This window comes from Stomatobaculum sp. F0698 (assembly GCF_030644385.1).
GTDB lineage: Bacteria > Bacillota > Clostridia > Lachnospirales > Lachnospiraceae > Moryella.
This window is the reverse complement of sequence record NZ_CP130060.1, coordinates 1,671,511-1,695,007: the sequence shown is the minus strand read 5'-3', so window position 1 is coordinate 1,695,007 and position 23,497 is coordinate 1,671,511. Positions and strand designations below refer to the sequence as shown.

At 47.9% G+C, this 23,497-nt stretch carries 25 protein-coding genes; 20 read left to right on the top strand and 5 right to left on the bottom strand.

The genetic code is table 11. The features are described 5' to 3' along the window. Positions 1 to 181: 181 nt before the first annotated feature. The 16 genes from QU660_RS07730 to QU660_RS07655 all read left to right on the top strand — a co-directional run bounded on the left by QU660_RS07730 (position 182) and on the right by QU660_RS07655 (position 10,246). On the top strand, positions 182 to 700 hold the full coding sequence (locus QU660_RS07730) for a hypothetical protein (protein WP_304945951.1): 519 nt from the start codon (positions 182 to 184) through the stop codon (positions 698 to 700). A gap of 54 nt (positions 701 to 754) precedes the next feature. Next, entirely contained in the window at positions 755 to 931 is a 177-nt protein-coding gene (locus tag QU660_RS07725) for a hypothetical protein (protein ID WP_304945950.1), read from the top strand. A 100-nt stretch (positions 932 to 1,031) separates the two neighbouring features. After that, positions 1,032 to 1,265, top strand: coding sequence for a DUF3791 domain-containing protein (locus tag QU660_RS07720; RefSeq protein WP_304945949.1), 234 nt, complete (start codon positions 1,032 to 1,034; stop codon positions 1,263 to 1,265). Continuing rightward, the gene (locus QU660_RS07715) at positions 1,262 to 1,732 is read left to right on the top strand and encodes a DUF3990 domain-containing protein (protein WP_304945948.1); all 471 of its coding nucleotides are present in this window, start codon (positions 1,262 to 1,264) and stop codon (positions 1,730 to 1,732) included. Before QU660_RS07720 ends, QU660_RS07715 begins: the two co-directional genes overlap by 4 nt. Then, positions 1,729 to 1,938 carry a DUF3791 domain-containing protein gene (locus QU660_RS09865; protein WP_288976929.1) on the top strand — a complete coding sequence of 70 codons (210 nt, stop codon included), beginning with the start codon at positions 1,729 to 1,731 and terminating at the stop codon, positions 1,936 to 1,938. Before QU660_RS07715 ends, QU660_RS09865 begins: the two co-directional genes overlap by 4 nt. A gap of 160 nt (positions 1,939 to 2,098) precedes the next feature. After that, complete coding sequence (locus tag QU660_RS07705) at positions 2,099 to 2,515, top strand: YjdF family protein (protein WP_304945947.1); 417 nt, start codon at positions 2,099 to 2,101, stop codon at positions 2,513 to 2,515. 12 nt (positions 2,516 to 2,527) lie between these two features. After that, entirely contained in the window at positions 2,528 to 2,947 is a 420-nt protein-coding gene (locus QU660_RS07700; protein ID WP_304945946.1) for a hypothetical protein, read from the top strand. Between the two features lie 37 nt (positions 2,948 to 2,984). Continuing rightward, positions 2,985 to 4,106 (top strand): Fic family protein, encoded by a 1,122-nt coding sequence (locus QU660_RS07695; RefSeq protein WP_304945945.1) that lies wholly within the window; start codon positions 2,985 to 2,987, stop codon positions 4,104 to 4,106. Between the two features lie 80 nt (positions 4,107 to 4,186). After that, positions 4,187 to 4,828 (top strand): hypothetical protein, encoded by a 642-nt coding sequence (locus tag QU660_RS07690; protein WP_304945944.1) that lies wholly within the window; start codon positions 4,187 to 4,189, stop codon positions 4,826 to 4,828. A 156-nt stretch (positions 4,829 to 4,984) separates the two neighbouring features. Beyond that, entirely contained in the window at positions 4,985 to 5,683 is a 699-nt protein-coding gene (locus QU660_RS07685; protein WP_304945943.1) for a hypothetical protein, read from the top strand. 65 nt (positions 5,684 to 5,748) lie between these two features. Continuing rightward, complete coding sequence (locus QU660_RS07680) at positions 5,749 to 6,036, top strand: thioredoxin family protein (RefSeq protein ID WP_304945942.1); 288 nt, start codon at positions 5,749 to 5,751, stop codon at positions 6,034 to 6,036. A 51-nt stretch (positions 6,037 to 6,087) separates the two neighbouring features. Then, on the top strand, positions 6,088 to 6,441 hold the full coding sequence (locus QU660_RS07675) for an arsenate reductase family protein (RefSeq protein ID WP_304945941.1): 354 nt from the start codon (positions 6,088 to 6,090) through the stop codon (positions 6,439 to 6,441). Positions 6,442 to 6,747: 306 nt separating this feature from the next. Continuing rightward, on the top strand, positions 6,748 to 7,557 hold the full coding sequence (locus tag QU660_RS09900; protein WP_330693197.1) for a (deoxy)nucleoside triphosphate pyrophosphohydrolase: 810 nt from the start codon (positions 6,748 to 6,750) through the stop codon (positions 7,555 to 7,557). 70 nt (positions 7,558 to 7,627) lie between these two features. Then, entirely contained in the window at positions 7,628 to 9,124 is a 1,497-nt protein-coding gene (locus tag QU660_RS07665; RefSeq protein ID WP_304945940.1) for a carboxypeptidase M32, read from the top strand. A 125-nt stretch (positions 9,125 to 9,249) separates the two neighbouring features. Then, entirely contained in the window at positions 9,250 to 9,609 is a 360-nt protein-coding gene (gene crcB, locus QU660_RS07660; RefSeq protein WP_304945939.1) for a fluoride efflux transporter CrcB, read from the top strand. A gap of 187 nt (positions 9,610 to 9,796) precedes the next feature. Continuing rightward, positions 9,797 to 10,246 carry an Hsp20/alpha crystallin family protein gene (locus QU660_RS07655; protein ID WP_304945938.1) on the top strand — a complete coding sequence of 150 codons (450 nt, stop codon included), beginning with the start codon at positions 9,797 to 9,799 and terminating at the stop codon, positions 10,244 to 10,246. Between the two features lie 125 nt (positions 10,247 to 10,371). Here QU660_RS07655 and QU660_RS07650 read toward each other — a convergent pair whose 3' ends face one another. From QU660_RS07650 to QU660_RS07630, 5 genes are read right to left on the bottom strand one after another with little or no spacing between them, the layout of a single operon-like run. After that, the gene (locus QU660_RS07650) at positions 10,372 to 12,081 is read right to left on the bottom strand and encodes an ABC transporter ATP-binding protein (protein ID WP_304945937.1); all 1,710 of its coding nucleotides are present in this window, start codon (positions 12,079 to 12,081) and stop codon (positions 10,372 to 10,374) included. Beyond that, entirely contained in the window at positions 12,078 to 13,835 is a 1,758-nt protein-coding gene (locus QU660_RS07645) for an ABC transporter ATP-binding protein (RefSeq protein ID WP_304945936.1), read from the bottom strand. Before QU660_RS07645 ends, QU660_RS07650 begins: the two co-directional genes overlap by 4 nt. Next, the gene (locus QU660_RS07640; protein WP_304945935.1) at positions 13,828 to 15,339 is read right to left on the bottom strand and encodes an ABC transporter ATP-binding protein; all 1,512 of its coding nucleotides are present in this window, start codon (positions 15,337 to 15,339) and stop codon (positions 13,828 to 13,830) included. Before QU660_RS07640 ends, QU660_RS07645 begins: the two co-directional genes overlap by 8 nt. Beyond that, complete coding sequence (locus QU660_RS07635; protein ID WP_304945934.1) at positions 15,336 to 16,070, bottom strand: energy-coupling factor transporter transmembrane component T; 735 nt, start codon at positions 16,068 to 16,070, stop codon at positions 15,336 to 15,338. Before QU660_RS07635 ends, QU660_RS07640 begins: the two co-directional genes overlap by 4 nt. Then, a complete protein-coding gene (locus QU660_RS07630; protein ID WP_304945933.1) occupies positions 16,067 to 16,678 on the bottom strand; it encodes an MptD family putative ECF transporter S component in 612 nt (203 codons plus the stop codon). The genes QU660_RS07635 and QU660_RS07630 overlap by 4 nt, the downstream gene beginning before the upstream one ends. Before the next feature lie 186 nt (positions 16,679 to 16,864). Here QU660_RS07630 and QU660_RS07625 point away from each other — a divergent pair, with 186 nt between their 5' ends. The 4 genes from QU660_RS07625 (at position 16,865) to QU660_RS07610 (ending at position 23,232) form a co-directional block, all read left to right on the top strand. Further along, positions 16,865 to 17,845, top strand: a complete 981-nt coding sequence (locus tag QU660_RS07625; protein WP_304945932.1) for an AraC family transcriptional regulator — start codon at positions 16,865 to 16,867, stop codon at positions 17,843 to 17,845. Between the two features lie 182 nt (positions 17,846 to 18,027). After that, positions 18,028 to 18,159 (top strand): hypothetical protein, encoded by a 132-nt coding sequence (locus QU660_RS07620; protein ID WP_304945931.1) that lies wholly within the window; start codon positions 18,028 to 18,030, stop codon positions 18,157 to 18,159. A 572-nt stretch (positions 18,160 to 18,731) separates the two neighbouring features. Next, on the top strand, positions 18,732 to 21,785 hold the full coding sequence (locus QU660_RS07615; protein WP_304947242.1) for a glycoside hydrolase family 2 TIM barrel-domain containing protein: 3,054 nt from the start codon (positions 18,732 to 18,734) through the stop codon (positions 21,783 to 21,785). Between the two features lie 19 nt (positions 21,786 to 21,804). Continuing rightward, positions 21,805 to 23,232 carry an MFS transporter gene (locus QU660_RS07610; RefSeq protein ID WP_304947241.1) on the top strand — a complete coding sequence of 476 codons (1,428 nt, stop codon included), beginning with the start codon at positions 21,805 to 21,807 and terminating at the stop codon, positions 23,230 to 23,232. The last annotated feature ends 265 nt before the right edge of the window (positions 23,233 to 23,497 follow it).

Below are 23,497 nucleotides of genomic sequence, written 5' to 3'. Positions count from 1 at the left end.
TAATTTCTTCGCTATCTGTTTATCCTTTACCCGACCGCCACAGGGAAAAGAGCTGTTCTACTACGTGAATGAAGGTATCCTGAAAGGATTTGCTTCTATCACCACTCACATTCATAGATTTGTGATCTGTCAATTTGTTATACTATCTAAGTGATTTTTGTTTGTTGCAAATTAGGAAAAATTGAGTTGCTGGAAAGGAACTGCTGATGGCAAAAGTCAGGAACTGGATATGGATTGGGACCATCTTCAATGGGTTCATAGCTGTTTTGGTGCTTTGATTGCAGCAGGTGTATCAGCTCTTGGCATATGGGGAGCGCGGTATGCCCGGACATCGGTTCCCAACGTCGATATGGTGCTCATCCCTATCCTTATGCAGGCTCCGGGAGCGGTCATCTCAGCCCTGGCGCCTTTTATCGCGGTGATGGCAGGCGTTGTTTTTGCGCTTTCCCTCATCTCCTGTTTTTTAGGGAAAGTTTCTTTAAAAAAGCATCAGAACCTGCCCTACAGCAGGGGCGATCTTAAGAATACCACTGGACGAATTTTGTGCAACGGGATCTTGACGCTTGGATTTATACTGATGCTTTTATTTCTGAAGTTTCGTTCTTTTTTGATGATCGTAATTGTATTAGATCAACTTGTCATCTGCGCGTTGCAAGTCAGGGAAATCCATGAAATTAGAAAGCTACCTCATTCTGCATAGTATTTATAAGTAGACATTGGAATGAGTTAGGTCTCTTACAAGGGAGAAAGAACAATGTCGGGAGAAGACAAAAAGCTGGTGTCTGCTGCATTGACAGATGGAAAGAAAAATAGAAAAAACCATTTAGCAAGACATGTTATTCTGAGTGTGTTATTCCTCTTTGCCATTTTATTTTGTTCGGCCATAGCAGCAGGACTCTTCTTTAGTTATTGCTTCGGCATTGTTATTTAGAATCAGAAACCCCAAAAGGGAGAAAGTTAATAGGGGGAATGCATTCATTGTGGAGACGTAGCGTTGCCGTAGAGGGGTGTAGAAGTGAGGGAGGAATACAATGTCGCAGGTGATAGCATCAAAGAATGAACTGGAGTTTGTAGTCTTCTGTATCGAAAACCTCGCAGTGGCTCTGCATACGGATGCGCAGAGTGTCTATCGAGCACTGACGGAAAAAAGCGATATTTTAAAATCCTATATTGTGCCGGAATATGAGATACTTCACACGCAAAGTAAAGAATATATTGTGGATGATATCTTGGAAGTCATGAAGGAAAGAGGTGTAGAAGTATGATTCTTTATCATGGCTCTTATCTTGCAATCGAAAATCCGGATTTGCTACACTCGCGACCGAATCTTGACTTTGGAAAAGGGTTTTACCTGACGTCCATTCGTGAGCAAGCAGTAAAATGGTGCGGGAAGTTTGTCAAAAGGGGAAAACAAGGAGTTATATCGAATTACATATTCGATGAGGAGCTGTTTCAGCGGCTCAAGGTATTGAGATTTGATTCCTATTCCGAAGAGTGGCTTGAATTTATACTTGCATGCAGAAGCGGGAAGGATAGTTCTGATTACGATGCGGTTTGTGGTGGTATTGCAAATGACCAGGTATTTAATACGGTTGAACTGTATTTCGAGAATTTGATTGATAAGACGGAGGCAATTAAAAGGTTACGGTATGAAAAACCAAACATGCAGATTGCCTTCAGAACAGACGCTGCGCTTACTTGCTTAAGATATATGGGGTGCGAAAAGATATGAAAGCGAGTCCTGTTTTATTGCAAAAGAAATTCGCACGAGTCATAGCGTGTTTTGCCGAGAAAAATCATATCTCATTGGATGAAGCGACGGATTTCTTTTACAAGTCCGAATTGTACCCTTTGCTACATGAAGGTGTATCGGATTTACATTGCATGAGTGATATGTATTTGGCGGATGAGCTCACGGAAGAATACAAGGGAACTTGACGAGCTCGATAAAAAATAACAAAGATAAAAACGCAACGCGTACAGCAATGTATGCCAGAGCCGGTAGGTAGCCCGGCCGTCACGGCATAGCCGTGGTAAGTAACCTGCCCTCCGGGTTGTCCGTTCTTTGTTCATGAGTTGAATTTTAGGAGGGATTGTCATGGACAAAGTAGTTATCAAGTTGACGGTTTATTTTGCCGATCCGTTTTGGGTTGGCGTAATTGAGCGGATTGCGGGCGGACAGTTATCGGCAGCAAAAATCACCTTCGGGGCGGAACCCAAGGACTATGAAATCGCCGGTTTCATACAAAGACATTTTTATGAGCTGCGCTTCAGTCAGTCTGTGCCGACGGAACGAAGAGAAGCAAAGAAGAACCCGAAGACAGCACAGCGTGATGCGAAGAGACAAATGCAACATGTCGGAATCGGGACAAAGTCACAGCAGGAGCTAAAACTGCAGCATGAAGAGAAGCGCCTGGAAAGCAGGAAAAAGAACAGAGAAGAAAAGCAGGCAAAAGCGGAGCGCCTGTTTTTGTTAAAACAGCAGAAGCGAAAAGAGAAGCACAGAGGGCGCTGACAGAGGAAGCGGATGGACTATATACAGGATAGAAGCAGGCACATCGATAAAAGCCTTCAAAATAGTCGGGTATGCGGCATTAAGTTCCATAATAAGACCCTGACGTTTAAGCTCGACCGTATATTTCGATTCGTCGAAGGCGAGGAAGTGGAATGCCCGGGTGAATTTCGCTTTGAGGGGTGTGACTTGGACTTGTGCCGCGCGCTGATATTCAATAAAACGCTGGGAGAGGGGCGCTTTACCGGGAGAGCCCTTTCTCTGCGGGAGTTTATGGATGCGTTTCCGGATGCGGAATTTGAAATCGTGACCGAGGGCTATTTTGGCAATACGACCACTTATAGCGGGTGGCTTTGGGAAGCCGAAAAAGCACCGGTATCCGCAATCATGTATCTCTGGAATTGCGGGGATCGGATTTATCGAATTGAGGAGTAGTGCCTGATTGAGCTTTTTGTGAGAGGGGGGAAGAACTGTGAACCAGGATCCGTTTCAAGAATATATGCGGGATTCCGAGCCGGGCAAACGTGAAAAGAGCTATGCATGGCAGACCGGAATCGGTCTTCAGGCAGTAGACGGACTTAAAACCTCCGACTATTTGTTGCGGACGGCTGTCCGCAATATTAAAGGCGAGATATCCTTTCAAGAGGCCAAGGCTCTGTTACAGAGCTACTATGAAGAGCACCCTCCTCGTACTTTCGAAGATCGCACGGAGGAAGCGGATAAGGTTTCTGTCAGAATTGCGGAGCTTCTTTTGGAAAAGGCGTTCAGTTTTACACCGCAGGAATACATTTCAATCCACCGAAAATTATTTGCGGGAATTTATTCGCATGCGGGGCGCCTCAGGGACTATAACATTACCAAACAGGAATGGGTTCTAGATGGTGCAAGCGTTCTGTACGGCAGTGCAACAGAACTGAGAGCAACCCTGGACTATGATTTTTCCGAAGAAAGAAACTTCTCGTACAAGGGTCTGTCGATGGATGAGACGATTTGCCATCTCGCGGGATTTCTTTCGAGACTCTGGCAAATTCATATATTCGGAGAGGGAAACACCAGGGTGACGGCGGTATTCTTTATCAAATATCTGAGAACCTTAGGGTTTGAGGTTACGAACGACGTTTTTGCCGAAAATGCGTGGTATTTTCGGAATGCGCTTGTGCGGGCAAATTATAACGATCTAAAAATAGGAATTCATGAGACGACAGCATTTCTGGAACTCTTTCTGCGCAATCTCTTGTTGGATGAGCATCACCCGCTTCGGAACCGGACCTTGCATATCGGTTGGTCAAACGACGAGGCAATGAAACCGGACATTGGGGAAGCAAAACCGGACATTGACGGGACAAAACCGGACATTGGAGCAGCGAAACCGGACATTATGGCCGAGTTCTTGCCAAAAACAGCCGGAAACATACGGAAACTTAGGGAAGCATTCCCGGAGGGGGCGGTTTTCGGACGAACAGAAGTCATGAAGGTGCTTGGTTTAAAAGCTTCCGGAGCGTCCGAACTTCTGATGAAATTGCGAAAGAGCGGCATGGTGGAAGCGGTCAGCGGTCAGGGAAAAGGAAAGTATCGATTCATTCTGTTTTCTTGAGTGCCCGGGAAAATCCGAGAAAGAAAGCACCGGGAACACATCAGAGTGCTGGCTGCGGGCGACGGAGTTATAATGGGCTTATGAAGTATACAAAAGATTTCCTGGACGAGGCTTTAAGTCAGCTACAGACTCCCGATTGTAAGGAGCGAAAACGGGCAGCGACTGTTTTCATGAGAGCGGCCTGTAAGGAGCTCGGCACGAAGGATACCAAGTCTATTAAGGAGTGGTTTCTCATAAATCAGGAGGCGTTTTTTTCGTCAATCGCTGAAGAAACAGAGCCGGAAATTCTGTGGACACATCTCTACACCTTGCAAAATTTTTGTGCTCGCTACATCCACCTGAGTCATTTGTATCGGGCGGAGTCGAGTCTTATCACGGAAGACAAAGTCCGCAAATTTGAAGAACAGAGCAAAGCGTATGTCCAAGGGCTGCGTAAAACACAGATGCATCCCAAGGTGCTGCAGGGGATAGCATCTTTTTTTTGGATTTACAGAGAGTCCTTTGTCTGGGATATCTTTGTTGAGGTGTTAAAGAAGAAACGAGATCAATTGACCTTATCTCACATCGGAGTTGCCGTTCGTCAGTGTTGTTCGCTCGTGCAAGAGGAGGGAAGAGTCTGTATTTCGGAGCGGCAACGAAGGGAGCTGTCGGAAGTCATGGAGGCGAAGCAGGTTTTACCAAGAGAGGCGGAGTTATTAAAGGCACTGCCATGTAGCGGATAAAAAGCGGATTGAGTCAGCTCGGGATTTTTTTTCGGAAAGTCTCTGTAAACCGCCTTGGATTCAAGGATTCTGTGGCAGCGGGCCGGACAGGGACGGTACAGGGAATTGTAAGGTCAAAAAGATACAATCAAACTGAGATTGTAAAGGAGAAAGCGGATGAGAATACTGTTCTGTAATATTGCCTGGATGCGATATTACAAGGGATTCTGGGAGGGTGAAGATGAGCCTGTAGGGGGCGGAAGCTTCGTGGATGAAAATCAGTATGGATCCGAGCTGTTTAATTTTGCTCCGTTTACTCATGAGGATAAAAACGGAAAAATTACGGAAGTTTGTACCGGCTTTGTTGTTACCAAGATGAGCCGCAGCGGAAAAGATCAGGCTTTACACATCGAAAGATTGGAAGGTTGCGAAGCGAATCGGGCATCGGAGTCTGTCGAGGATGTGTTGGTGATTTACTGCGCCGCACACCCCTTCCATAATTTCACCTCGGTTGTCGGCTGGTATCGTGATGCCACGGTATATCGCTATTATCAGGAGGTTATATTTGAGACGGAAGACGGAGGGGAGGCTGCCTTTCTCTACAATGCGCTTGCCCCGAAGGAAAATTGCGTGCTGCTTCCGGTTCAAGAGAGAAGGCCTGTTATGTGGAAGATTCCGAGAAGGCAGACGGGAGCCTCCTACGGTTTCGGTCAGGCCAATGTCTGGTTTGCGGAAGGAAGAGAAGAAAACAAGCTGTTGGATCGGTTCTTAACGAGGATTGTGAATCAGATTGAGAACTACAGCGGGGAGAACTGGGTTGATAGATTGCCGGAATCGCTGGTGGAGGAAACTCGCCAATCCACATATCAGGAATAGCGGCGATTCGGTGTATCGGATTGCGGAGTGAGAGCGGCATTTTTTAGGCGGATGACGGTTGGAATATGACGGTTGAGATAAAACAATACGGCGCGGAGACTTGTGCGCCTTGCGTAGCAATCAGACGCAAGCTTGAGGAATGGCAGCAGGCGCATCCTACGGTGATTTATCGCTATCTTCCGATTGAAGATCATCAGGAGGAGGCGGCTCAGAAGGGGATTCTGTCCGTGCCGACGGTCATCGCCGTGATTGATGGGACGGAAGTCGCAAGAGAAGCGGGCTACTTTAGCTTGGACAAAATGCTTACTCGACTGGAGCGATACATGAAAATGGCGGGAGAGGCAGAATCATGATCGGAACAGTGACAGTGAGGAAAAACAAAGGTTAAGTCGGAGGAGATAAGAATGTTGAAAGTATATTGCTACAGCCGCTGCAGCACTTGTAAGAAAGCCTTGAAGTGGCTGGATGATAAGGGCATCAAGTATGAGTTGATTGACATCAAAGAAAATCACCCGAGTGAAGAGGAGCTCCGCAAGTACCATGCGATGAGCGGTCTTCCGTTAAAACGCTTCTGGAATACCAGCGGCATTCCTTACCGGGAAATGGGTCTTTCGGGGAAGCTGAGAGAAATGAGCGAGGACGAACAGTTTGCGTTGCTCGCGACCGACGGCATGCTGGTGAAGCGGCCGCTGCTGGTGGGAGAGAACTTCGCGCTGACGGGGTTCAAAGAAGAGGAGTGGACGGAAAAGTTGCTGTGAGAAGTTCCTAACAGGAGCTATGTGTGCAGAAGAGCTCTGCAAGCTGTGGGTTACGGCTAGCAGGGCTCTTTTGCTACGGACGCAAGAATAATCTCGTTGGTAAATCATCGTGGAAGCAATCTTTTTCGGTTTTCTCTTGGCAACTATTTGGGGTATTACACAAAATTTGCTTGTATTACGGCAAATTCTAAGAATGCCGAAGTTCAAACGAATCATGAGGCTACCTTCCGCTCGTATTTTAGCGCATGATGTCGAATGAGCCTGCCCCTGTCTTGCTATTGGCGCAGAACATGATAGACTGAAGTTATGAAAACAGTCAAAGTAGTCGCAGCTGTCATCTGTGATTCGCTGCGGGAGAAACAGAGCATATTCGCGACAGCCAGAGGATACGGGGAATTCAAGGGACAGTGGGAATTCCCGGGCGGAAAGGTGGAGCCCGGAGAGAGTGCAGAGCAGGCGCTTCGGCGGGAAATCAGAGAAGAACTCGATGTGAATATCATACTCGGCGATTTGATCGAGACCGTCGAGTACGATTACCCGGCGTTTCATCTCTCCATGGATTGCTTCTGGTGCGAGCTTTCGGGCGGCGCGCCGAAGCTACTGGAAGCCGAGGACGGCCGATGGCTCACGAAAGCCGAGTTATATACAGTGCCCTGGCTTCCCGCGGACATCTCCCTCATTCGGAATATCGAGTCACAGATGGGAGAGCCGGATCTCTTGCGGACGCAGGCACTTCGACTGTTGCGGCACCTCTGTGAGGAAAATATCCTCCCCGAGACCGCGCTTCATACACCCGCGTCGGAAACAGAGGACTTTTTAGCGCTGGTATCCCGTCTGCGGACGGCGCTCTCGGAACGCTATCCGGCGACCAAGTTAAAGCGCATCATGAAGAGCGTGCACTACGCAAACGGTTTTTCCGATGAAAGCTTACGCGAGGCGGCCTTCACGCTGGATGAGGCGGAACAGTACCTGGTTCGGAACGGCTTTCTCGACCATGACCGCGGGGTTGCCTATTTTAACGAGCGAATCACGGCGCCTGATTTTACCGTTTCGGCGCAGTCCTTGCTCGGCGTTATGATAGAGAGTTTGCTGCTCGCGAAGGCGGGGAAAAGCTAAGGCTTCAAGTTCGAACCCAGGGTTCGGATTTTACTCGATACGATTCACATTTACCTCGAAAGGAGCATCTATGACGACACAGGAAAAACTGAAACAGTACCGCGATTGGATTTTTAAATGCTCTGCCTACAGTATGGCACTCAATATCATCGATATTGACAAGCAGACGGTCGCGCCGAGCGCCGGTGCGGCTTACCGCGATGAGCGATCCTCGTATCTCGCGGGCGAGCTTTTCAGTCTCGAGACCGACCCGGAGATTATTGCGCTCTTAAAGGAGTTAAAGGATGATCCGGAGGTCGATGCGGAGGATAAGCGCGCCGTGCAGCTCTACTATAAGAGCGTCATGGACACGATGTGCATTCCGAAGGACGAGTATGTAGCCTACCGGAAGCTCTGCAACGAGTCCTTTGATGCCTGGATACTCGCAAAGTCCAAGGCAGACTACTCGATTTTTGAGCCCTATTTAAAGCAGGTCATCGAGAGCCAGAAGAAGCTCTACGGCTACCGCGACAGCAAGCTCTCGGTCTACAATCAGATGCTGGATGACTTTGAGCCCGGAATGACGGAAGAGAAGTACGATGCCTTCTTTGCGGCGCTGAAAGAGCGTCTGGTTCCGTTAATCCGCAAGGTGACGGCGGCAAAGCAGATTCGCGAGGACTTCCTGCACCTCGAGTACCCGGTCGAAGAGCAGAAGAAATTTATGAATGAGCTTCTTACCTATCTGCACTTTGATCCCTCCTGGGGCTACCAGAATGAGTCCGAGCATCCGTTTACTTCCTGGACTTGCGAGAACGACTGCCGCACCACAACCAAGTATGTTCCGAACAGCGTGGTCTCTGCGATTTTCTCGACCGTGCATGAGGTGGGACATGCGTACTATGAGCACGATGTGGACCCGAAGTACGACGGCATGATACTCTCGGAGGGCATTTCTTCCGGCATGCACGAGTCCCAGTCCCGTCTTTGCGAAAACTATCTGGCGCGCACCGAGGCTTTCTGGCGCTACCACTACCCGAAGCTCAAGGCGCAGTTCCCGAAACAGCTCGGCGATGTGAGTCTTGAGGACTTTTTGAAAGCGGTCAATGCTTCCAAGCCTTCCTTTATTCGCACCGAGGCGGATGAGCTCACCTATCCGCTGCATGTCCTGATTCGCTATGAGATCGAGAAGGGGCTCTTTAACGGAACCATCTCGACCGAAGGCCTCGACAAGACCTGGAATGCGAAGTATAAGGAGTACCTCGGTGTCGATGTGCCGAATGCGAAGGTCGGCATCCTGCAGGATGTGCACTGGTCCGGCGGCAGCTTCGGCTACTTCCCGACCTATGCGCTCGGCACGGCATTTGCGGCGCAGTTCGTGCACACCATGCGGAAGGAACTGGACGTGGACAAGCTGCTCGAGAACAATCAGTACGATGTGGTTATGGGCTGGTTAAAGGAGCACATCCACAAGTACGGCTGCCGCTATGACGCGCCCGAACTCATGAAGCTGGTCACGGGCGAGGACTTTGATGTGAACTACTTCCTCGACTACATCGAAGAGAAGTATACAAAGCTGTATCAGCTGTAAATGTTCCGACTTGATGTTTGGGGCGGTGTCCGGTGGGATGCCGCCCCACTGCTTTGCGGGATTCGATGTAATGCCGCTTGGGTGAAAATGATGAGTTGTTTCATCGTGATGAAAGGAAGTCTCTTTTGCTGAATGGTATCATTGTAGCTATGGGCGGAGCAATCGGCGCAGTGCTCCGCTATCTAATCGGTCTTTTGCCGCTGAATCCGCAGAACGGGTTCCCACTAAAAACCTTTTGTATCAATGTGGCGGGTGCCTTTGTAATCGGGCTGGTTGCGGCGCTGAGTGCAAGAGCAAGTCTCAATCCGCGTGTCACCTTGTTTCTGAAGGTGGGGATTTGCGGCGGTTTTACGACCTTCTCTTCGTTTGCGCTGGAGACAGAGACCTTGCTCGGAAAAGGAAATCAGACCATAGCCTTGCTCTATGTGCTGTCGAGTCTGGTTTGCGGTGTTCTGGCGGTTGCCGCGGCCGAAAGTCTGGTTTAAAAGTGTTCACAAAAGGTTCACATAATACTTAGCACTCACCTATTTACAGTGCTAACAAAGGAGGTATAATGGGCACTGTAAAGAGGAACAGAGAGTAAGCGATTAAGAGTGAACCCTCTTTCCCCTGAATGACATCCGGCCGTACGGTCGGAGATAATGAAGGAAGATAATGAAGGAGGTAAAGAGTATGTTAGTACCTAGCCTGTTTGGTGATAATTTGTTTGATGATTGGTTTGATTTCCCGGCATTGAAAGGGGCAGATCAGACGGAGCGGAAGTTGTACGGACGCCGCGCGAGAATGTTGATGAAGACCGATGTGCATGAGAAAGAGGACAGCTATGAGCTGGACATTGATCTGCCGGGCTTCAAGAAAGAAGAGCTCGCGGTGGAGCTGAACAGCGGTTATCTCACGGTCAGTGCCGCAAAGGGGCTGGACGAAGAGAAGAAGGATCAGGATGGTAAGCTGATTCGGCAGGAACGCTATTCGGGTTCTATGCAGAGAAGCTTCTATGTGGGCACACATGTGAAAGAAGAGGATGTGAAAGCCAAGTTTGAACAGGGTGTCCTGAAACTCAGCATCCCGAAGAAGACAGAGGCAAATTTGCCGGAGAAGAAGACCATTCTGATTGAAGAATAATTTGTTTGAAACAGGATTGCGTGAAAACAAACGCGAGTTCAGGTGGAGTGGATGCCACTGAGAATGAAAAAGCTGCCGCAGTATTGCGGCAGCTTTTTTTGACTTCCGGATTTAGACTAAGTTTTTCAGGCCGTAATTGCCTGTTCGGCATTCCACATAGCGGTATATTTACCTCCCAGGTTCAAAAGCTGCTCATGGGTCCCGGACTCCGCAACTTTTCCGTCTGCCACGACGAGGATTTGAGCGGCATTTTTTATAACAGACAAGGTATGAGCAATCATCACAACGGTCTTGTTTTCCTGCAGCAGATTTGAAATTGCCTGTTTGACAGCGAGTTCATTCTCAATGTCCAAAGAGGAAGTTGCCTCATCCAGAAGCAGAATCGGGCTGTTTTTCAATATGGCCCGAGCAATCGAAAGTCGCTGTCGTTCACCGCCGGAAAGCAGATTGCCGTTTTCTCCGATGGAAGTATCATATCCCTTTTTCATTTTTCGTATAAATGTGTCACAGTTCGCTTTTTTGCAGGCGATTTCTATTTCCTCATTCGTAGCGGAAGGTTTTGCGTGGCGTATGTTCTCCCGTACTGTTTCATGAAACAAAAAGGTGTCCTGATCGACCATAGAGATGATATTCAGTACATCTTCCGCATTGACATGGCGGATCGATTGCCCGCCGATGTCAATGTCCCCGCTTTCCGGATCATAATATTTTGCAATTAGATTCAGGATTGTTGATTTGCCTGATCCGGAGTCACCCACGATTGCGGTTAGCTTGTGATTCGGTATTGCGAAACTCATTTTTTTAAGAACAGGTTCTCCCCGCACATAAGAGAACGACACATCACGAAAGGAGATGCCGTGCTCTTTAGGCGAAAAGATATCTTTGCTTTTCGCTTCTTCCTTTGCGGCCAACACATTCCGGATGTTTGTTTTTGAAATCAGGAGATTCCTGTAACTGAACATGTCAACTGAAATTGCAGCGGTCAGCTTTGCTAAAACCATCGGCATCATGCACAAAAACAGGAAATTGATTGCGTGGATGGCTCCGGATTGCCATGGGATGAATCCAATCCACATAATCAGCGGAACGGTAAGCCAATTTACAATGTTAAAAGCAAAATTAACCGGAATCCCGTGTGCTTCATATTGATAACTGACTGTGCTGAATTTCCGCAGGGCAGCTGTTGTGTTTCTGTTTTTAGTGCCGCCCATTCCATAGGCCCGGAAGGTCTGAATTCCGTCGATGTACTCGACGATTTGTCCTACCGCCTCGGCCGTAACGGCATTCTTTTCCTTACCGTACTTTCCCACAATTCGAAACGACAGCCACATTTCGGGGAGCAACAGAAGAAGAGAAAACAGTAGGATGACCGCAGCCGGAAAATACAGAACACCGATAAAGGAAAGCACGATTACGGATAGAATCCCGTTTTTCACAAGAGAGGCAAGTTTATGCGTCAGAATCTGCTCATAACTATTGACATCTGCTGTCATAATATTGATGTATTGCCCTTCGCGCTTTTCCGTAAAGCCGGATAACGGAAGCTTTCTAAGCTTATCGCCAAGGCCGAGGCGAATGTTCTTAGATACCTCAGCGCCACCGATTTGGCTCTGCGTATAGCCAATGCTGTAAATGACAAGTCGTATCACAAAGATAGCACCGACGAGGCCGGATAGACTAAAGATGCGCTGCATAGAAGCAGTACCGTCGTACAGCATTTTGAGCACTGCGTAAATGACAATATAGTTACTTCCGGAAAGGAGTCCCTCCGAAACGGTCAATATCAGACCACGGTAAAACCGGGCATTCTTACGGAAGAGATTTTTATCTGTCATCCTCCGATTCCTCCTTTCCCATAGGTGATAGACCTTGCCGATTCATAGCTCTCCCAACTTCTTCGGTAATAGCTGTTGCGCGAAAGCAGTTCATCATGTGTGCCGATATCGGAAATCGTATGATTCTCTACCACCGCAACCTTGTCGCACATACCGACCACACTGAGCCGATGAGCAATGATGAGGACGGTTTTCCCCTTGGAGAGGTTCCGGATTGCTTTGTCAATCTCCATCTGATTTTCCGGATCGGCGGCACTCGTCGCTTCATCCAGAATCAAAATCGGCGCATTTTTTAAAATTGCCCGTGCAATGGCAATTCTCTGCTTTTCACCGCCCGAAAAGCGGGAACCGTAACTTCCGACTTTTGTGTCATATCCATCGGGGAGGGACATGATGAAATCGTCAATTTGTGCTGCACTTGCAGCTTCTCTAACCTGTTCCAAAGAAGCGTTCATCCCCATGCGAATATTGTCAAAGACAGAGTCTCGCGTCAGGAAAGTCTTCTGAAAGACGAGAGATATATGCGCGAGGAGTGTTTCGTATCGAATGCTATTGACATTTTTTCCTCCGATCAGAACCTCTCCGTCATCCGGGTCGTAGAAACGGGAAATCAGTGCGGCAATCGTGCTTTTACCCGCGCCGGAGGCGCCTATAACGGCGACTTTTTCGCCTTCGCGGATGCACAGGTTGCAATTTTCAAGCACATTTGTTTTTCCGTCATAGGAAAAGCGCACGCCTTTTAGTGTGATATCACGGCGTTCGGGGAAAGCATCTCCGCCTTCAAAAACCGGAAGTTCCAGTATTTCTTTTACTTTTGTAATGCCGCTGAACGCCTGCGCGAAATTGCCGGAAAGCTGCTGAAGCGGGAGCAATTCCGTCAAATACAAGGAGCCGATATAGGTAAACAGGAGAAATACACTGCCTGTGATCGTTCCGCGCAGGAAAAGTCTTCCGCCCAGTGGAACGATCAGCAAAAGTCCGGACTCCAGTATCAGAATAAAGACAGCATACAAAGGGGCAGTCTTTTTCGAGATTCTGTTCCACGCTCTGTTTTCGTCGAGAATGGCTTCTCTGAATTTTTGAAATGATTTGCTGCCCATCCGATACGCCTTGATCAGACGCATTCCGCGGATGTATTCGACCATGACGGAGTTGAAGCCGGCAAGGGACTCGTTAGCCTCCGGCAACATATCAGACATTTTTTGAAACACCGCCATCATCACCGGAATATCCAAAAGGAGAGGAAGCAGGGAAATGAGTGCCAGCGGAACATTCACCGTCATGAGATAAGCGAAAATAACGATAGGACCGGTGAGATAGCTGACAAGTTCCGGAATGTTATGTGCAAGACATAACTCCAGCTTCTCGATGTTCTCATTCAAGACGGTTTTGATTTCACCGGTGCTCCGCTCGTTGACATATCCGAGCGGAACCTTCGCCAGGTGTTCTATGATCATGCAGCGCACCCGAAACAGGGTGTTATAAGCACCTTTGTGCGAGAGAACGCCGGACAGACCAAGAAGGACCATGCGGAGAATGGTTGTGACGGTTACCGGAACGATGCTGTCCGTCAAGTCTTTCTTTGTCAGCGTTCCCAGTAGGACGCTGTCCATCAAGCGATAAATGCCGACATACGGTCCGATTACAAGCAGTCCGCTCAAAAATGCACACAAGACAGAAGCAAATAAGTACCATTTTTCGCTGCCGGCCCATGTAAGAAGTAATTTGACCGGTTTTTCGCGTCCCTTATTCAAACAGATCACCTCCTTTATTTGTCTCCACGGCAGAAAAGAATAATTGCTCTATCTGTGCTTTGTTATCCGCTCGGAATTTTAAATCGTCGCTGATTTCACCGTCGGAAAAAACAAGTATGCGGCTACATGTCCTGCAAAGAAATTCATAATCGTGTGTCACAACAAATATGATTTTCCCCTGTTCGGAGAGGTTGCGGATTATTTTGGCGACGCTTGTCATGCCCTCATAATCCAATCCGCTGGTGGGTTCATCAAAGACAATCAGTTCTTTTTTACAGACCTGTCCCACAGCGACGGCCAGTCTTTGCTTTTGTCCGCCGGAAAGCGTACCGGGATGCTGTTCGGCAAAGGGGGTCAGATTCAGCGTGTCCATCGTTTCTGCGATCAGAGCTGCATTCGGGTTACGAATGCCGAAGGAGCATTCTGCTTCCACGCTCTCTGCAAAAAGTTGAAAATTCACATCCTGCATGACCATATAGGAGATTCTCTGCCGTTTTTTTGTTGAGATGATTTTGCCATCCCGGAAATAATCTCCTTTGATTTCTTGATGCAATCCGCAGAGGGCTCGCGAAAAGGTCGTTTTACCGGTTCCGTTTTTCCCGACAAGTGCAATTACCTCGCCCCGTGAAAATTTTGCGCTGATATTTCTCATCAAAGTTTCTTTCCTGTAGAACAGGGAAACATTTTTGAGCTCCAGACTGTTTTCCTGTTCTTTCTTCGCAATTAGCTCGGGAAGCTCTTTTCGCAGGTCGGTGGTTCGGAGCCCCATCATTCGGCGTTCTTTGTCTGTTAAGGTCAGGAATTCTTTGGCAGAGTAATTTTTTGTTATCTGCCCTTCATCCAATACAAGGATTCGGTCAACGATATCCATCAGGTAATAGAGGCGGTGTTCGACAATCAGAATGGTTTTTCCCTGAGACTTAAGCTCTTTGAGATGAGTTCTTAAAGCATCAACTGTCTCCATATCCAGATTGGAGGATGGTTCATCCAAAAGATAAACCATGGGATTCATGGCATATACAGAGGCAAAAGCAACCTTCTGCTTTTCTCCGCCCGAAAGAGAGAAAATATTCCTTCCGCGCAGAGTTTCAATCTCCAGAATCTTTGCGGCGGCAGCCACTTTTTGCGCAATCTGTTCCCTGGGCAAGGCCTGGTTTTCCACCCCAAATGCAATCTCGCTGTCTGTATCCACATTGAAGAACTGTGTCCTTGGATTTTGAAACACCGAACCGACAAGAGATGCGATTTCGTACATCGGAAGTTCCGAAAGGTTCTGTCCGTTAAGCAGAACATTCCCGGTCAGCTTCCCGGGATAGATATTTGGGATAAGCCCGTTCACAAGGCGCGTCAAGGTGGTTTTTCCGCAGCCGCTTTTCCCGCAGAGAAGGACGCATTCTCCGTCATTCACTGTCAAATTGATGTCATGCAAACTCTCTGTTCTATGTATATTCGCCTGCGCTCTGTGTGAGTCATATGAAAAAGATACATGCTGAAACGTAATCATGGTGACACAATCCTTTCCCAAATAAGACCCAACACAAAAATGCAAGCAGCAAGAACGATGGCAATCCGGTCTTGTCTCCGAAACTGTATCTCAAGAAGGCAGGTGCGTGGCGTTGGATTCTCTATTCCGCGAGTCACTGCGGCGGCAGAGAGTTCATCTGCTGTATTGGAAGCTGCCATCAGCAAGGGGACATAGAGACATTCCACCGTCATAACCGGATTTTTCAGAAAGCCGAACAAGGAGGGGGTTACATCTCTGAGCCGCATGGCGTCCTTGATATACCCCCAGTCCTCACAAACTGTGGGAATGTACCGAAGCATGATTGCCAACGGAATAATCACCTGCTTGGGAATATGTGCCTTGTTCATCGCGGTCAGGAATTCACTGACCTTCGTCGTGGAAAGAATAATGTTTGCCAGAAAAGCACAGGGGTAGACCGTATAAAATAAGCCGAGCCAGGATGTGAATACGGTGTAAAACAGGCCTTTTTCAAGTGACATAATTCGTGTTGTCAGCAGGTAAAAGACGCCGTAAAATGCCGCCGGGACAAGTGACTTTCGGACTTTCCCGCTTGCGCACCCGAATATGGTAATCGCAAAAACGAGTAAGTTCTCATAGGAAAGAGAGGGCGCAATCATCGCTGAAATCACGCATAGAATCAGCAGAATGATTTTTGTGCGGGGATCAAACGACAGCCCGTGACGGCTTTCTGTGTTCGCACTTTGTATCATGCCGTGATCCCCGCTTTTTCAAATTGCTTCTTTAACAGTTGACTGCCGACAAAACAGCTGAAAAGGGCGACTAAAACAGTGCCTGCCAACATGGTTATCAAAATCCGCTGGTTGACGGTTGCCGCCATTGTATCCAGGTATTCCTGCGGTGTGCCCTTTTCCGACATCCTGCTTACCCAGGCTTGCGGATTGATGAAATATGCAAGATAGGACCCGGTTCCGCCGAGGCAGAAAAGAATATAGGAGAGAATGTTGATTTTTATATTTCGATAGCGTCCGGTCCTTGCTACAAGATCGGCCAATGCGCTTCCGGCCAGATAGCCGATGCTCATGCCGATATGCATGCCGGTCACATAGCAGAAGATTGCCATCATCAGCCCCGCAATAAAAATCGGTCCGGGTTTTGGCACTTTTGCAACCAGTAAAAGATATACAGGTCCGGCGAGAAGTGCCGCGCCTACCGGAAAATAAAAGGTCAGGGCCGGGAACATTGCAAAGGGCCCCCCGCTCAAGGAAATACATATCAATATAATGGCGGAAAAGACACCGACTGTAATGAGATCCTTGACTGTAAGTTTCTGTTTCCTGCGGTTTGTTTCGCTTGTCATAACAAATGCCCTCCTTTTCAGTGTACACATTGCAGTGCAAGAGACGCGGTGGTAATATAGTATTAGAGGAAACTAATTGCAAAAACAGTATAGGAAATCAGGAAAAGCAAAACAATACAGTTGAGAACGGTTTGTCTGATGCGTATGAAATCGCGTCCGATATGTATGATTTCGAGGGGATTGCGTATGGAAGTCAACGAATTTTACAGAGAATGGCTTACCCGCAGCGGTTTTGTTGAAAGTAAGTCAACACACAACTTCAGCCCTGCCGGAAAAGTGTACCTCGCTCCAAAGGGCGTAGCCTGCGGATATTACTGGGTCTACGGAGAAAAAGATTTGTTTGATATTAAAATCCATGATTTCTATTTTTTTGAGGATCATTTGATATCCCTGACTACGCCGGAGTGTTTAAGTATCACCTACTATGACTCTGTGTCCGGGGAGGAGTTGACCCCTTACCGACGCTTAACTGCGGGGTGTGTCAAAACTTTTCACGGAGGGAATGGGGTATATCAATCTATGATGCATAAGAATATTCCGATTCGTTCCGTGGGAATTGAAGTATTTCCCGCATATTATGAAAAATATCTGCGGGAAAGCTACCCGGATGACTACATTCCTCCGCAGGAGGCATTCAGTCGCGTTGGGCAAACACTCGACTTCCCGGAAATGTCACAGCTTTTGCGTCAGGTTTGGGAGTATAGAGGAGAGGGCATACCGGCAAAGTTGTTTTATGAGGCCAAGGTTGCGGAAGCTGTCTCTCTTGTTTATGAACGTGGAAAGAACAGCAAAGATGATAGTTGCGCAAGAATATCTAAACAGGATATGGATGCCTTGAGCAATGTTGCTTCATACATCAGTGATCATTTCAACTCGGAGCTCCCGCTGGAAATGCTTGCACGAATCGCCTGTATGGGCACCACAAAATTGAAGACCTTTTTTAAGCAAACCTATCACTGTACGATTTCCGAATACATCCAACAGCGACGCATGCGTCACGCGGAAATGCTCTTGACATCGACCGACCTTGCAATCGAGCAGGTTGCTTTGGCTGTCGGGTATTCCAATGCCGGAAGATTTGCGGCAAATTTCAAAACCAATACAGGGCTGTTTCCATCGGAATATCGCAAAATGGCACATAGGAAATACGATGGTTCTCTCGGATAAAGAGAAGGCTGACTTTTCGTAACAGAGAGGAAGTATCCTCATATTGCGGTGTCTATGACCTTGCGAGGCGTCTGATAAAGGGACTGAATTCGTCGGCAACCGGGGATAAGAGGATGTGAAGGCGAAGAAGACTGAGGTAAATTTGCCGGAGAAGAAGACCGTTCTGATTGAAGAATGATTGTGTGAAAACAAATGCGAGTTCAGGTGGAACGGATGCCACTGAGAATGAAAAAGCTGCCGCAGTATTGCGGCAGCTTTTTTTTGAAGCTCTTGGCTTTAGCCTGCTGAGCATGGTTCGCTTGCAAAGCAAGTGAACCGTTGCGAAGCAAAAAACACTTGCTATGCGGGTGGAGACAAATCGTTTAACAAAGAAATCACCTTTCCGTACAATAGAGGTTTCCAAGCCACTACTGAGAAAGGAAAGGTGATTGAGCCAATAATTGCCACTTTAGGAACAGCCGGATGATAAAAGCCAGCGCCATTAGACGCTGGCTGGTAACGCGGGCTTATAGCCTTCATCTCTAACCACCCGTTTTACGGGCGGGGTGATCGCGAAGAAAACGGATATTAGCTACATTCTAAAATGTACTCAAAAGTTATGGTTTACATGGCAGATCTTGCCGAAGACGTTTTGGTCAATATCATGCATAAAATTCGAATGGATGTTATAAGATTTGTTGCTGTCAACAGGGGTAAGATTCCGGAGATGAAACAAAAGCATGAAGATTGCTCTAAAGTCCTGTAAATGATATAATTTTTAAACAAACATAGGTCGTAACAGAACTTTTTTGTTATGTTGTATTTCGGAGTCAGACAAAGAGACCGGCGTAAACAAGTTTTGACGGAACCTCGTTGTCGCCACTGTATGAGTGTAGGAGGAAGCATGATGATTGTTCCGCACTATTATGAGGACTTGGATGTATTACACGAGGGTACCTGTCTGGACCGAGCCTATTACATTCCGGCTTCTCGGAGAATGGATGATTTGGTTGAAGAGAGAGAGAAATCAGATCGTTTCCAACTCTTAAACGGCAAGTGGAAGTTTCGTTATTTTGAGAGCATCTACGACCTAAAAGAGAGTTTTTATCGCGAGGATTATGGGGCGGAAGACTTTGAAGAGGTTCAGGTGCCCGAGGTATGGCAGAACTACGGCTATGACCGGTATCAGTACACCAACATTCGCTATCCCTTTGCGGCAGATCCGCCCTATGTTCCGCAGGAGAATCCTTGCGGCGCTTATATCCGCCGCTTTCAATATCAAAAGGATGCAAATGCCCCGAGAGCCTTCCTCGAGTTTGAAGGGGTGGACTCCTGCTTTTACGTCTGGCTGAATGGACGCTACTTGGGATACAGTCAGGTATCACATGCACTGAGTGAGTTCGAAGTGACAGATGCGCTTTGCGAGGGGGAAAATGTACTTGCTGTCCTTGTCTTAAAGTGGTGTGATGGAAGTTATCTGGAAGATCAGGATAAGTTCCGGATGAGCGGCATCTTTCGTGATGTCTATCTTTTGAAGCGGCCGGAGCAGGGAATCTTTGACTATTTTATCAATACCGAGCCCAAGGGTGAGACGGCAATCCTTCGTATCAGGGCTAGTTATCTGGATGGTGCGGTGCCGATTACCGCGACCCTTTTGGACGCGGAGGATGAGCAGATAAGTTGCGTTACATTTGAACACAAGGCGGAATGGGAGCTGCAAAATCCGATACTCTGGAACAGTGAGAGCCCTTATCTCTATACCCTGATTTTGGAAACGCAGGATGAGGTTATTACAGAGCGGGTCGGAATTCGCGAGATTCATATCGAAGGCAATGTTGTATACATTAACGGTCGTCCGGTGAAGTTTCGCGGCGTGAATCGCCATGACTGCAATCCGGTGACCGGTCCGGTGATTTCCGTCGCACAGATGAAACAGGATTTGGAACTGATAAAGCAGAACAATTTTAATGCAATTCGAACCAGCCATTATCCGAATCAGCCGATGTTCTATCAGCTCTGTGACCAATACGGTTTTTTTGTCATTGATGAAGCGGACAATGAGAGCCATGGTCCGTGGAACCTCTATTACCGAGAGGATACGGATGGAGAGCGCGCAGCCCGTTGGAATGAAATGATTTCCGACAACCCCCTATTCAATGAGGCGACGCTTGACCGTACACGCAAACTTGTGGAACGCGATAAAAACCGTCCCTCTGTCATTGTCTGGTCCATGGGGAATGAGGGAGGTTATGGCTGTACCTTTGAGAGAGCCTTGGAATGGACCAAGGCGTATGACCCGAGTCGTCTGACTCATTATGAGAGTGCATATTACCGGGGCCGGGCGCGAAAGTATGACTATTCCAAGATAGACCTCTACAGTCGCATGTATCCGTCCTTTGAGCAGGTGCTGGAGTATGTTGAGGGGATGGCTGACAAACCTTATCTGATGTGTGAGTACTGCCACTCAATGGGAAATGGAGCAGGTGATTACGAGGACTACTTTGAGCTGATTGAGCAATACGATTGCATCTGCGGTGGCTTTGTCTGGGAGTGGTGCGACCACGCGATTTACAAGGGCAAGTCTGAAAACGGAAAGCCCATGTATTGGTATGGCGGAGATCACGGGGAGTATCCGCATGATGGCAATTTTTGCATGGACGGACTGGTATACCCAGACCGTAGGCCGCACAGTGGTTTGAAAGAAGTGAAAAACGTACAGCGCCCGCTTCGAGTTCTTTCTTATGACCGCAGTACGGCAGTTCTGGTTCTGAAGAATGAGCTGAATTTCACAGATGTGAAGGGGTATTTGGACATTGTTTATGAATTGAGCTGCGACGGTCGACGCGTGAGTTCGGGACGCATTGCGGCGGATGAACTGCCGTCGATTGCGCCGCATGAGACGGGAGAACTTATCTTGCCGTTGAATATCCCTGAGGATGGACGCGTTTTTCTGAAATTCAGCTATCGCCTGAAAAAGGCGAATGCGCTCTGCCCGATGGGACATGATTTGGGGTTTGATGAGCTTTGGCTTGCAAATACCGACAGCCGAAATCAAGACGTCTGTGCCTTCGAGCAGGCGGAGCAAGTTCGGAATGCAGCAGCGGCGGCGTTGTCTGTAGAAGAGAATGAAAGGCAACTGCTGATTTTCGGTGAGGGATTTTGCTATACCTACAATAAGCTTCAAGGCGTGTTTGAGCAGATGAGACTCGGAGAAAAGGCACTCTTTGATCGGCCGATGGAGCTGAACATTTGGAGAGCGCCGATCGATAACGATATGTACATCAAAGCAGAGTGGCAAAAGGCGATGTATGACAGGGCGTTCAGTCGGTCGTATTCAACGGAGTATACGCTGAATGCGAAGGAGCTGGTTATTCACGGGAAGCTTGCCATCTTAGCAGTGACAGTGCAGCGCATCATGAATATTGATGTAACTTGGAAGGTCTCCGCGAGCGGTAAGGTTTCGGTACATATGGATGTGGAACGCAATCCGGAATTTCCGGAACTTCCGCGTTTCGGCCTGCGTCTCTTTCTACCCGCAAATATGCATGCGCTTCATTACTTTGGACTCGGACCGGAAGAAAGCTATGTAGACAAGAGAAGGGCAGCTTCGCACGGCATTTATCGCGCAGAGATTTGTGACTTACATGAGGATTACCTGAGGCCGCAGGAAAACGGAAGCCATGACGATTGCGACTATGTTGTGCTGAAAGGCGAAGGCTTAAAACTGCGTGTTTATGGATCATCAAGCTTTTCTTTCAATGCCTCGAACTACACGCAGGAGGAGTTGACGGAAAAGAAGCACAACTACGAACTGGAGCCTTGCGGAAGCACAGTGCTCTGCCTCGACAAGAAGCAGAACGGAATCGGATCGAACAGTTGCGGACCACGCCCGAAGGAAAAATACAGATTCGTGGATTCTGGTTTCAGTTTTGATTTGAGCATGGTGCCGGAAGAAGGCTAAAGGGGCTGTCACGATGGAAATGAGAGAAAAGACCTATTTAAAATGGTATAACAAGATTGGCTATGGCTCAGGTGACATTGCCGGAAATGTGATTTACGCACTGCTGTCCGCCTTTGTCATGATTTTTCTGACCGATACAGTCGGGATGAACGCCGGTATCATCGGCAGTCTGATTGCAGCCTCCAAACTTTTGGACGGTGTTAGCGATATTTTCTTCGGAGTTCTGATTGACAAGACAAGTACAAAAATGGGTAAGGCGCGTCCTTGGATGTTCTACGGATACTTTGGCTGCGCAATCTGTTTGGTTGCAATCTTCTGTATTCCGGCGAATATTAGCGCTTTTGCGCAGTACACCTGGTTCTTTGTTGCTTACACTGTTTTGAATGCAGGCTTCTATACCGCAAATAACATCGCGTATTCCGCCTTAACCGCGTTGATTACCAAAAACAACCAGGAGCGTGTAGAAATGGGCTCCATCCGGTTCATGTTTGCCTTTGGTACCAGCATGTTGATTCAGACAATTACGGTATCTTTTGTGGCAGCTTTTGGCGGCGGGGCAGCTGCCTGGAGAACGGTTGCAATCATTTATGCGGTTGTTGGTTTGATTTCCAATACGATTTCTGTGATGTCAGTGCGTGAGCTTTCTCCCGAAGAATTGGCAGGGAATGAAATTAACCCGGTTGTCTATGACAAGCAAATCAAAGAGGGAGAGCTGGAACAGGTTGCCGAGGAACTAAAGGGGGAGGCACAGACAGGGGAGGAAAAATACAGCTTAGGAGCTGCGTTTAAACTCCTGGTTCAGAATAAGTATTATTTGATGATTGTGGTTTCCTACTTGCTCATGCAAATTTATTCCGCAACGCTGAACATGGGTATTTATTTTATGTCCTATGTTCTGAAAAATGCCAATCTGCTCGGCGTTTTTTCCTGGGCAATCAATATTCCGATGATTGTCGGACTTCTGATGACACCGATGCTGGTACAGAAGTGGGGAGGAATGTTCCGGCTCAACAAGATGGGATATATCATCGGAAGTCTGGGACGCATCTTGGTAGTTGTCGCGGGCTATATGGGAAGTGTACCGCTCATGCTGGCCAGTACTGCCATTGCAGCGTTGGGCATGAGTCCTCTTCAAGGCAACATGAATGCGCTCATTGCGACCTGCTCGGAATACACCTATCTGACTACAGGGAAGAGGGTTGACGGAACCATGTATTCTTGCACGTCCTTCGGAACAAAGGTGGGCGGTGGTATCGGAACGGCAGTTGCCGGCTGGCTACTGGCGTTGTCTGGCTATGTGGGGGGGGCTAAGGTACAGTCCGCGGCTTGCATGAACATGCTCCACATTCTTTATCTTTGGATGCCCATGGTCCTTACCATCTTGATTACACTGATTCTGCGCGGATTGAATGTCGAGAAAGCAGTTGTGGAGCAGAAGGAAAAATAAGAATTGGGCCCTTGTGAGTCGTTTTTCTCGCAAGGGCTTATTATTTCTGATTTTCAAGCAGTCCGTAATGCAGAGCGGTGGGGAGGCTCTTCCGGAAACGGAATCCGAAAATGTTGAACTCGGATATTAGAGTATGGTGTTCGACGCAGTCTTGCCGTAGCTTTTATGCCTTGCCGTTATGTTGAAAAAGCCCCGCCGAACCGTTATGATACATAACAGATTGATAACCATGGATGTAATTATGCTGCAAACCGTTCCACAGGAG

What these genes read in the sequence shown, in the direction of transcription:
- QU660_RS07725 (WP_304945950.1), top strand. Translation starts at nt 755, where the DNA reads ATGTCGGGAGAAGACAAAAAGCTGGTGTCTGCTGCATTGACAGATGGA.
- QU660_RS07720 (WP_304945949.1), top strand. Translation starts at nt 1,032, where the DNA reads ATGTCGCAGGTGATAGCATCAAAGAATGAACTGGAGTTTGTAGTCTTC.
- QU660_RS07715 (WP_304945948.1), top strand. Translation starts at nt 1,262, where the DNA reads ATGATTCTTTATCATGGCTCTTATCTTGCAATCGAAAATCCGGATTTG.
- QU660_RS09865 (WP_288976929.1), top strand. Translation starts at nt 1,729, where the DNA reads ATGAAAGCGAGTCCTGTTTTATTGCAAAAGAAATTCGCACGAGTCATA.
- QU660_RS07705 (WP_304945947.1), top strand. Translation starts at nt 2,099, where the DNA reads ATGGACAAAGTAGTTATCAAGTTGACGGTTTATTTTGCCGATCCGTTT.
- QU660_RS07700 (WP_304945946.1), top strand. Translation starts at nt 2,528, where the DNA reads ATGGACTATATACAGGATAGAAGCAGGCACATCGATAAAAGCCTTCAA.
- QU660_RS07690 (WP_304945944.1), top strand. Translation starts at nt 4,187, where the DNA reads ATGAAGTATACAAAAGATTTCCTGGACGAGGCTTTAAGTCAGCTACAG.
- QU660_RS07685 (WP_304945943.1), top strand. Translation starts at nt 4,985, where the DNA reads ATGAGAATACTGTTCTGTAATATTGCCTGGATGCGATATTACAAGGGA.
- QU660_RS07680 (WP_304945942.1), top strand. Translation starts at nt 5,749, where the DNA reads ATGACGGTTGAGATAAAACAATACGGCGCGGAGACTTGTGCGCCTTGC.
- QU660_RS07675 (WP_304945941.1), top strand. Translation starts at nt 6,088, where the DNA reads ATGTTGAAAGTATATTGCTACAGCCGCTGCAGCACTTGTAAGAAAGCC.
- QU660_RS09900 (WP_330693197.1), top strand. Translation starts at nt 6,748, where the DNA reads ATGAAAACAGTCAAAGTAGTCGCAGCTGTCATCTGTGATTCGCTGCGG.
- QU660_RS07665 (WP_304945940.1), top strand. Translation starts at nt 7,628, where the DNA reads ATGACGACACAGGAAAAACTGAAACAGTACCGCGATTGGATTTTTAAA.
- QU660_RS07655 (WP_304945938.1), top strand. Translation starts at nt 9,797, where the DNA reads ATGTTAGTACCTAGCCTGTTTGGTGATAATTTGTTTGATGATTGGTTT.
- QU660_RS07650 (WP_304945937.1), bottom strand. Translation starts at nt 12,081, where the DNA reads ATGACAGATAAAAATCTCTTCCGTAAGAATGCCCGGTTTTACCGTGGT.
- QU660_RS07640 (WP_304945935.1), bottom strand. Translation starts at nt 15,339, where the DNA reads ATGATTACGTTTCAGCATGTATCTTTTTCATATGACTCACACAGAGCG.
- QU660_RS07635 (WP_304945934.1), bottom strand. Translation starts at nt 16,070, where the DNA reads ATGATACAAAGTGCGAACACAGAAAGCCGTCACGGGCTGTCGTTTGAT.
- QU660_RS07630 (WP_304945933.1), bottom strand. Translation starts at nt 16,678, where the DNA reads ATGACAAGCGAAACAAACCGCAGGAAACAGAAACTTACAGTCAAGGAT.
- QU660_RS07625 (WP_304945932.1), top strand. Translation starts at nt 16,865, where the DNA reads ATGGAAGTCAACGAATTTTACAGAGAATGGCTTACCCGCAGCGGTTTT.
- QU660_RS07615 (WP_304947242.1), top strand. Translation starts at nt 18,732, where the DNA reads ATGATTGTTCCGCACTATTATGAGGACTTGGATGTATTACACGAGGGT.
- QU660_RS07610 (WP_304947241.1), top strand. Translation starts at nt 21,805, where the DNA reads ATGAGAGAAAAGACCTATTTAAAATGGTATAACAAGATTGGCTATGGC.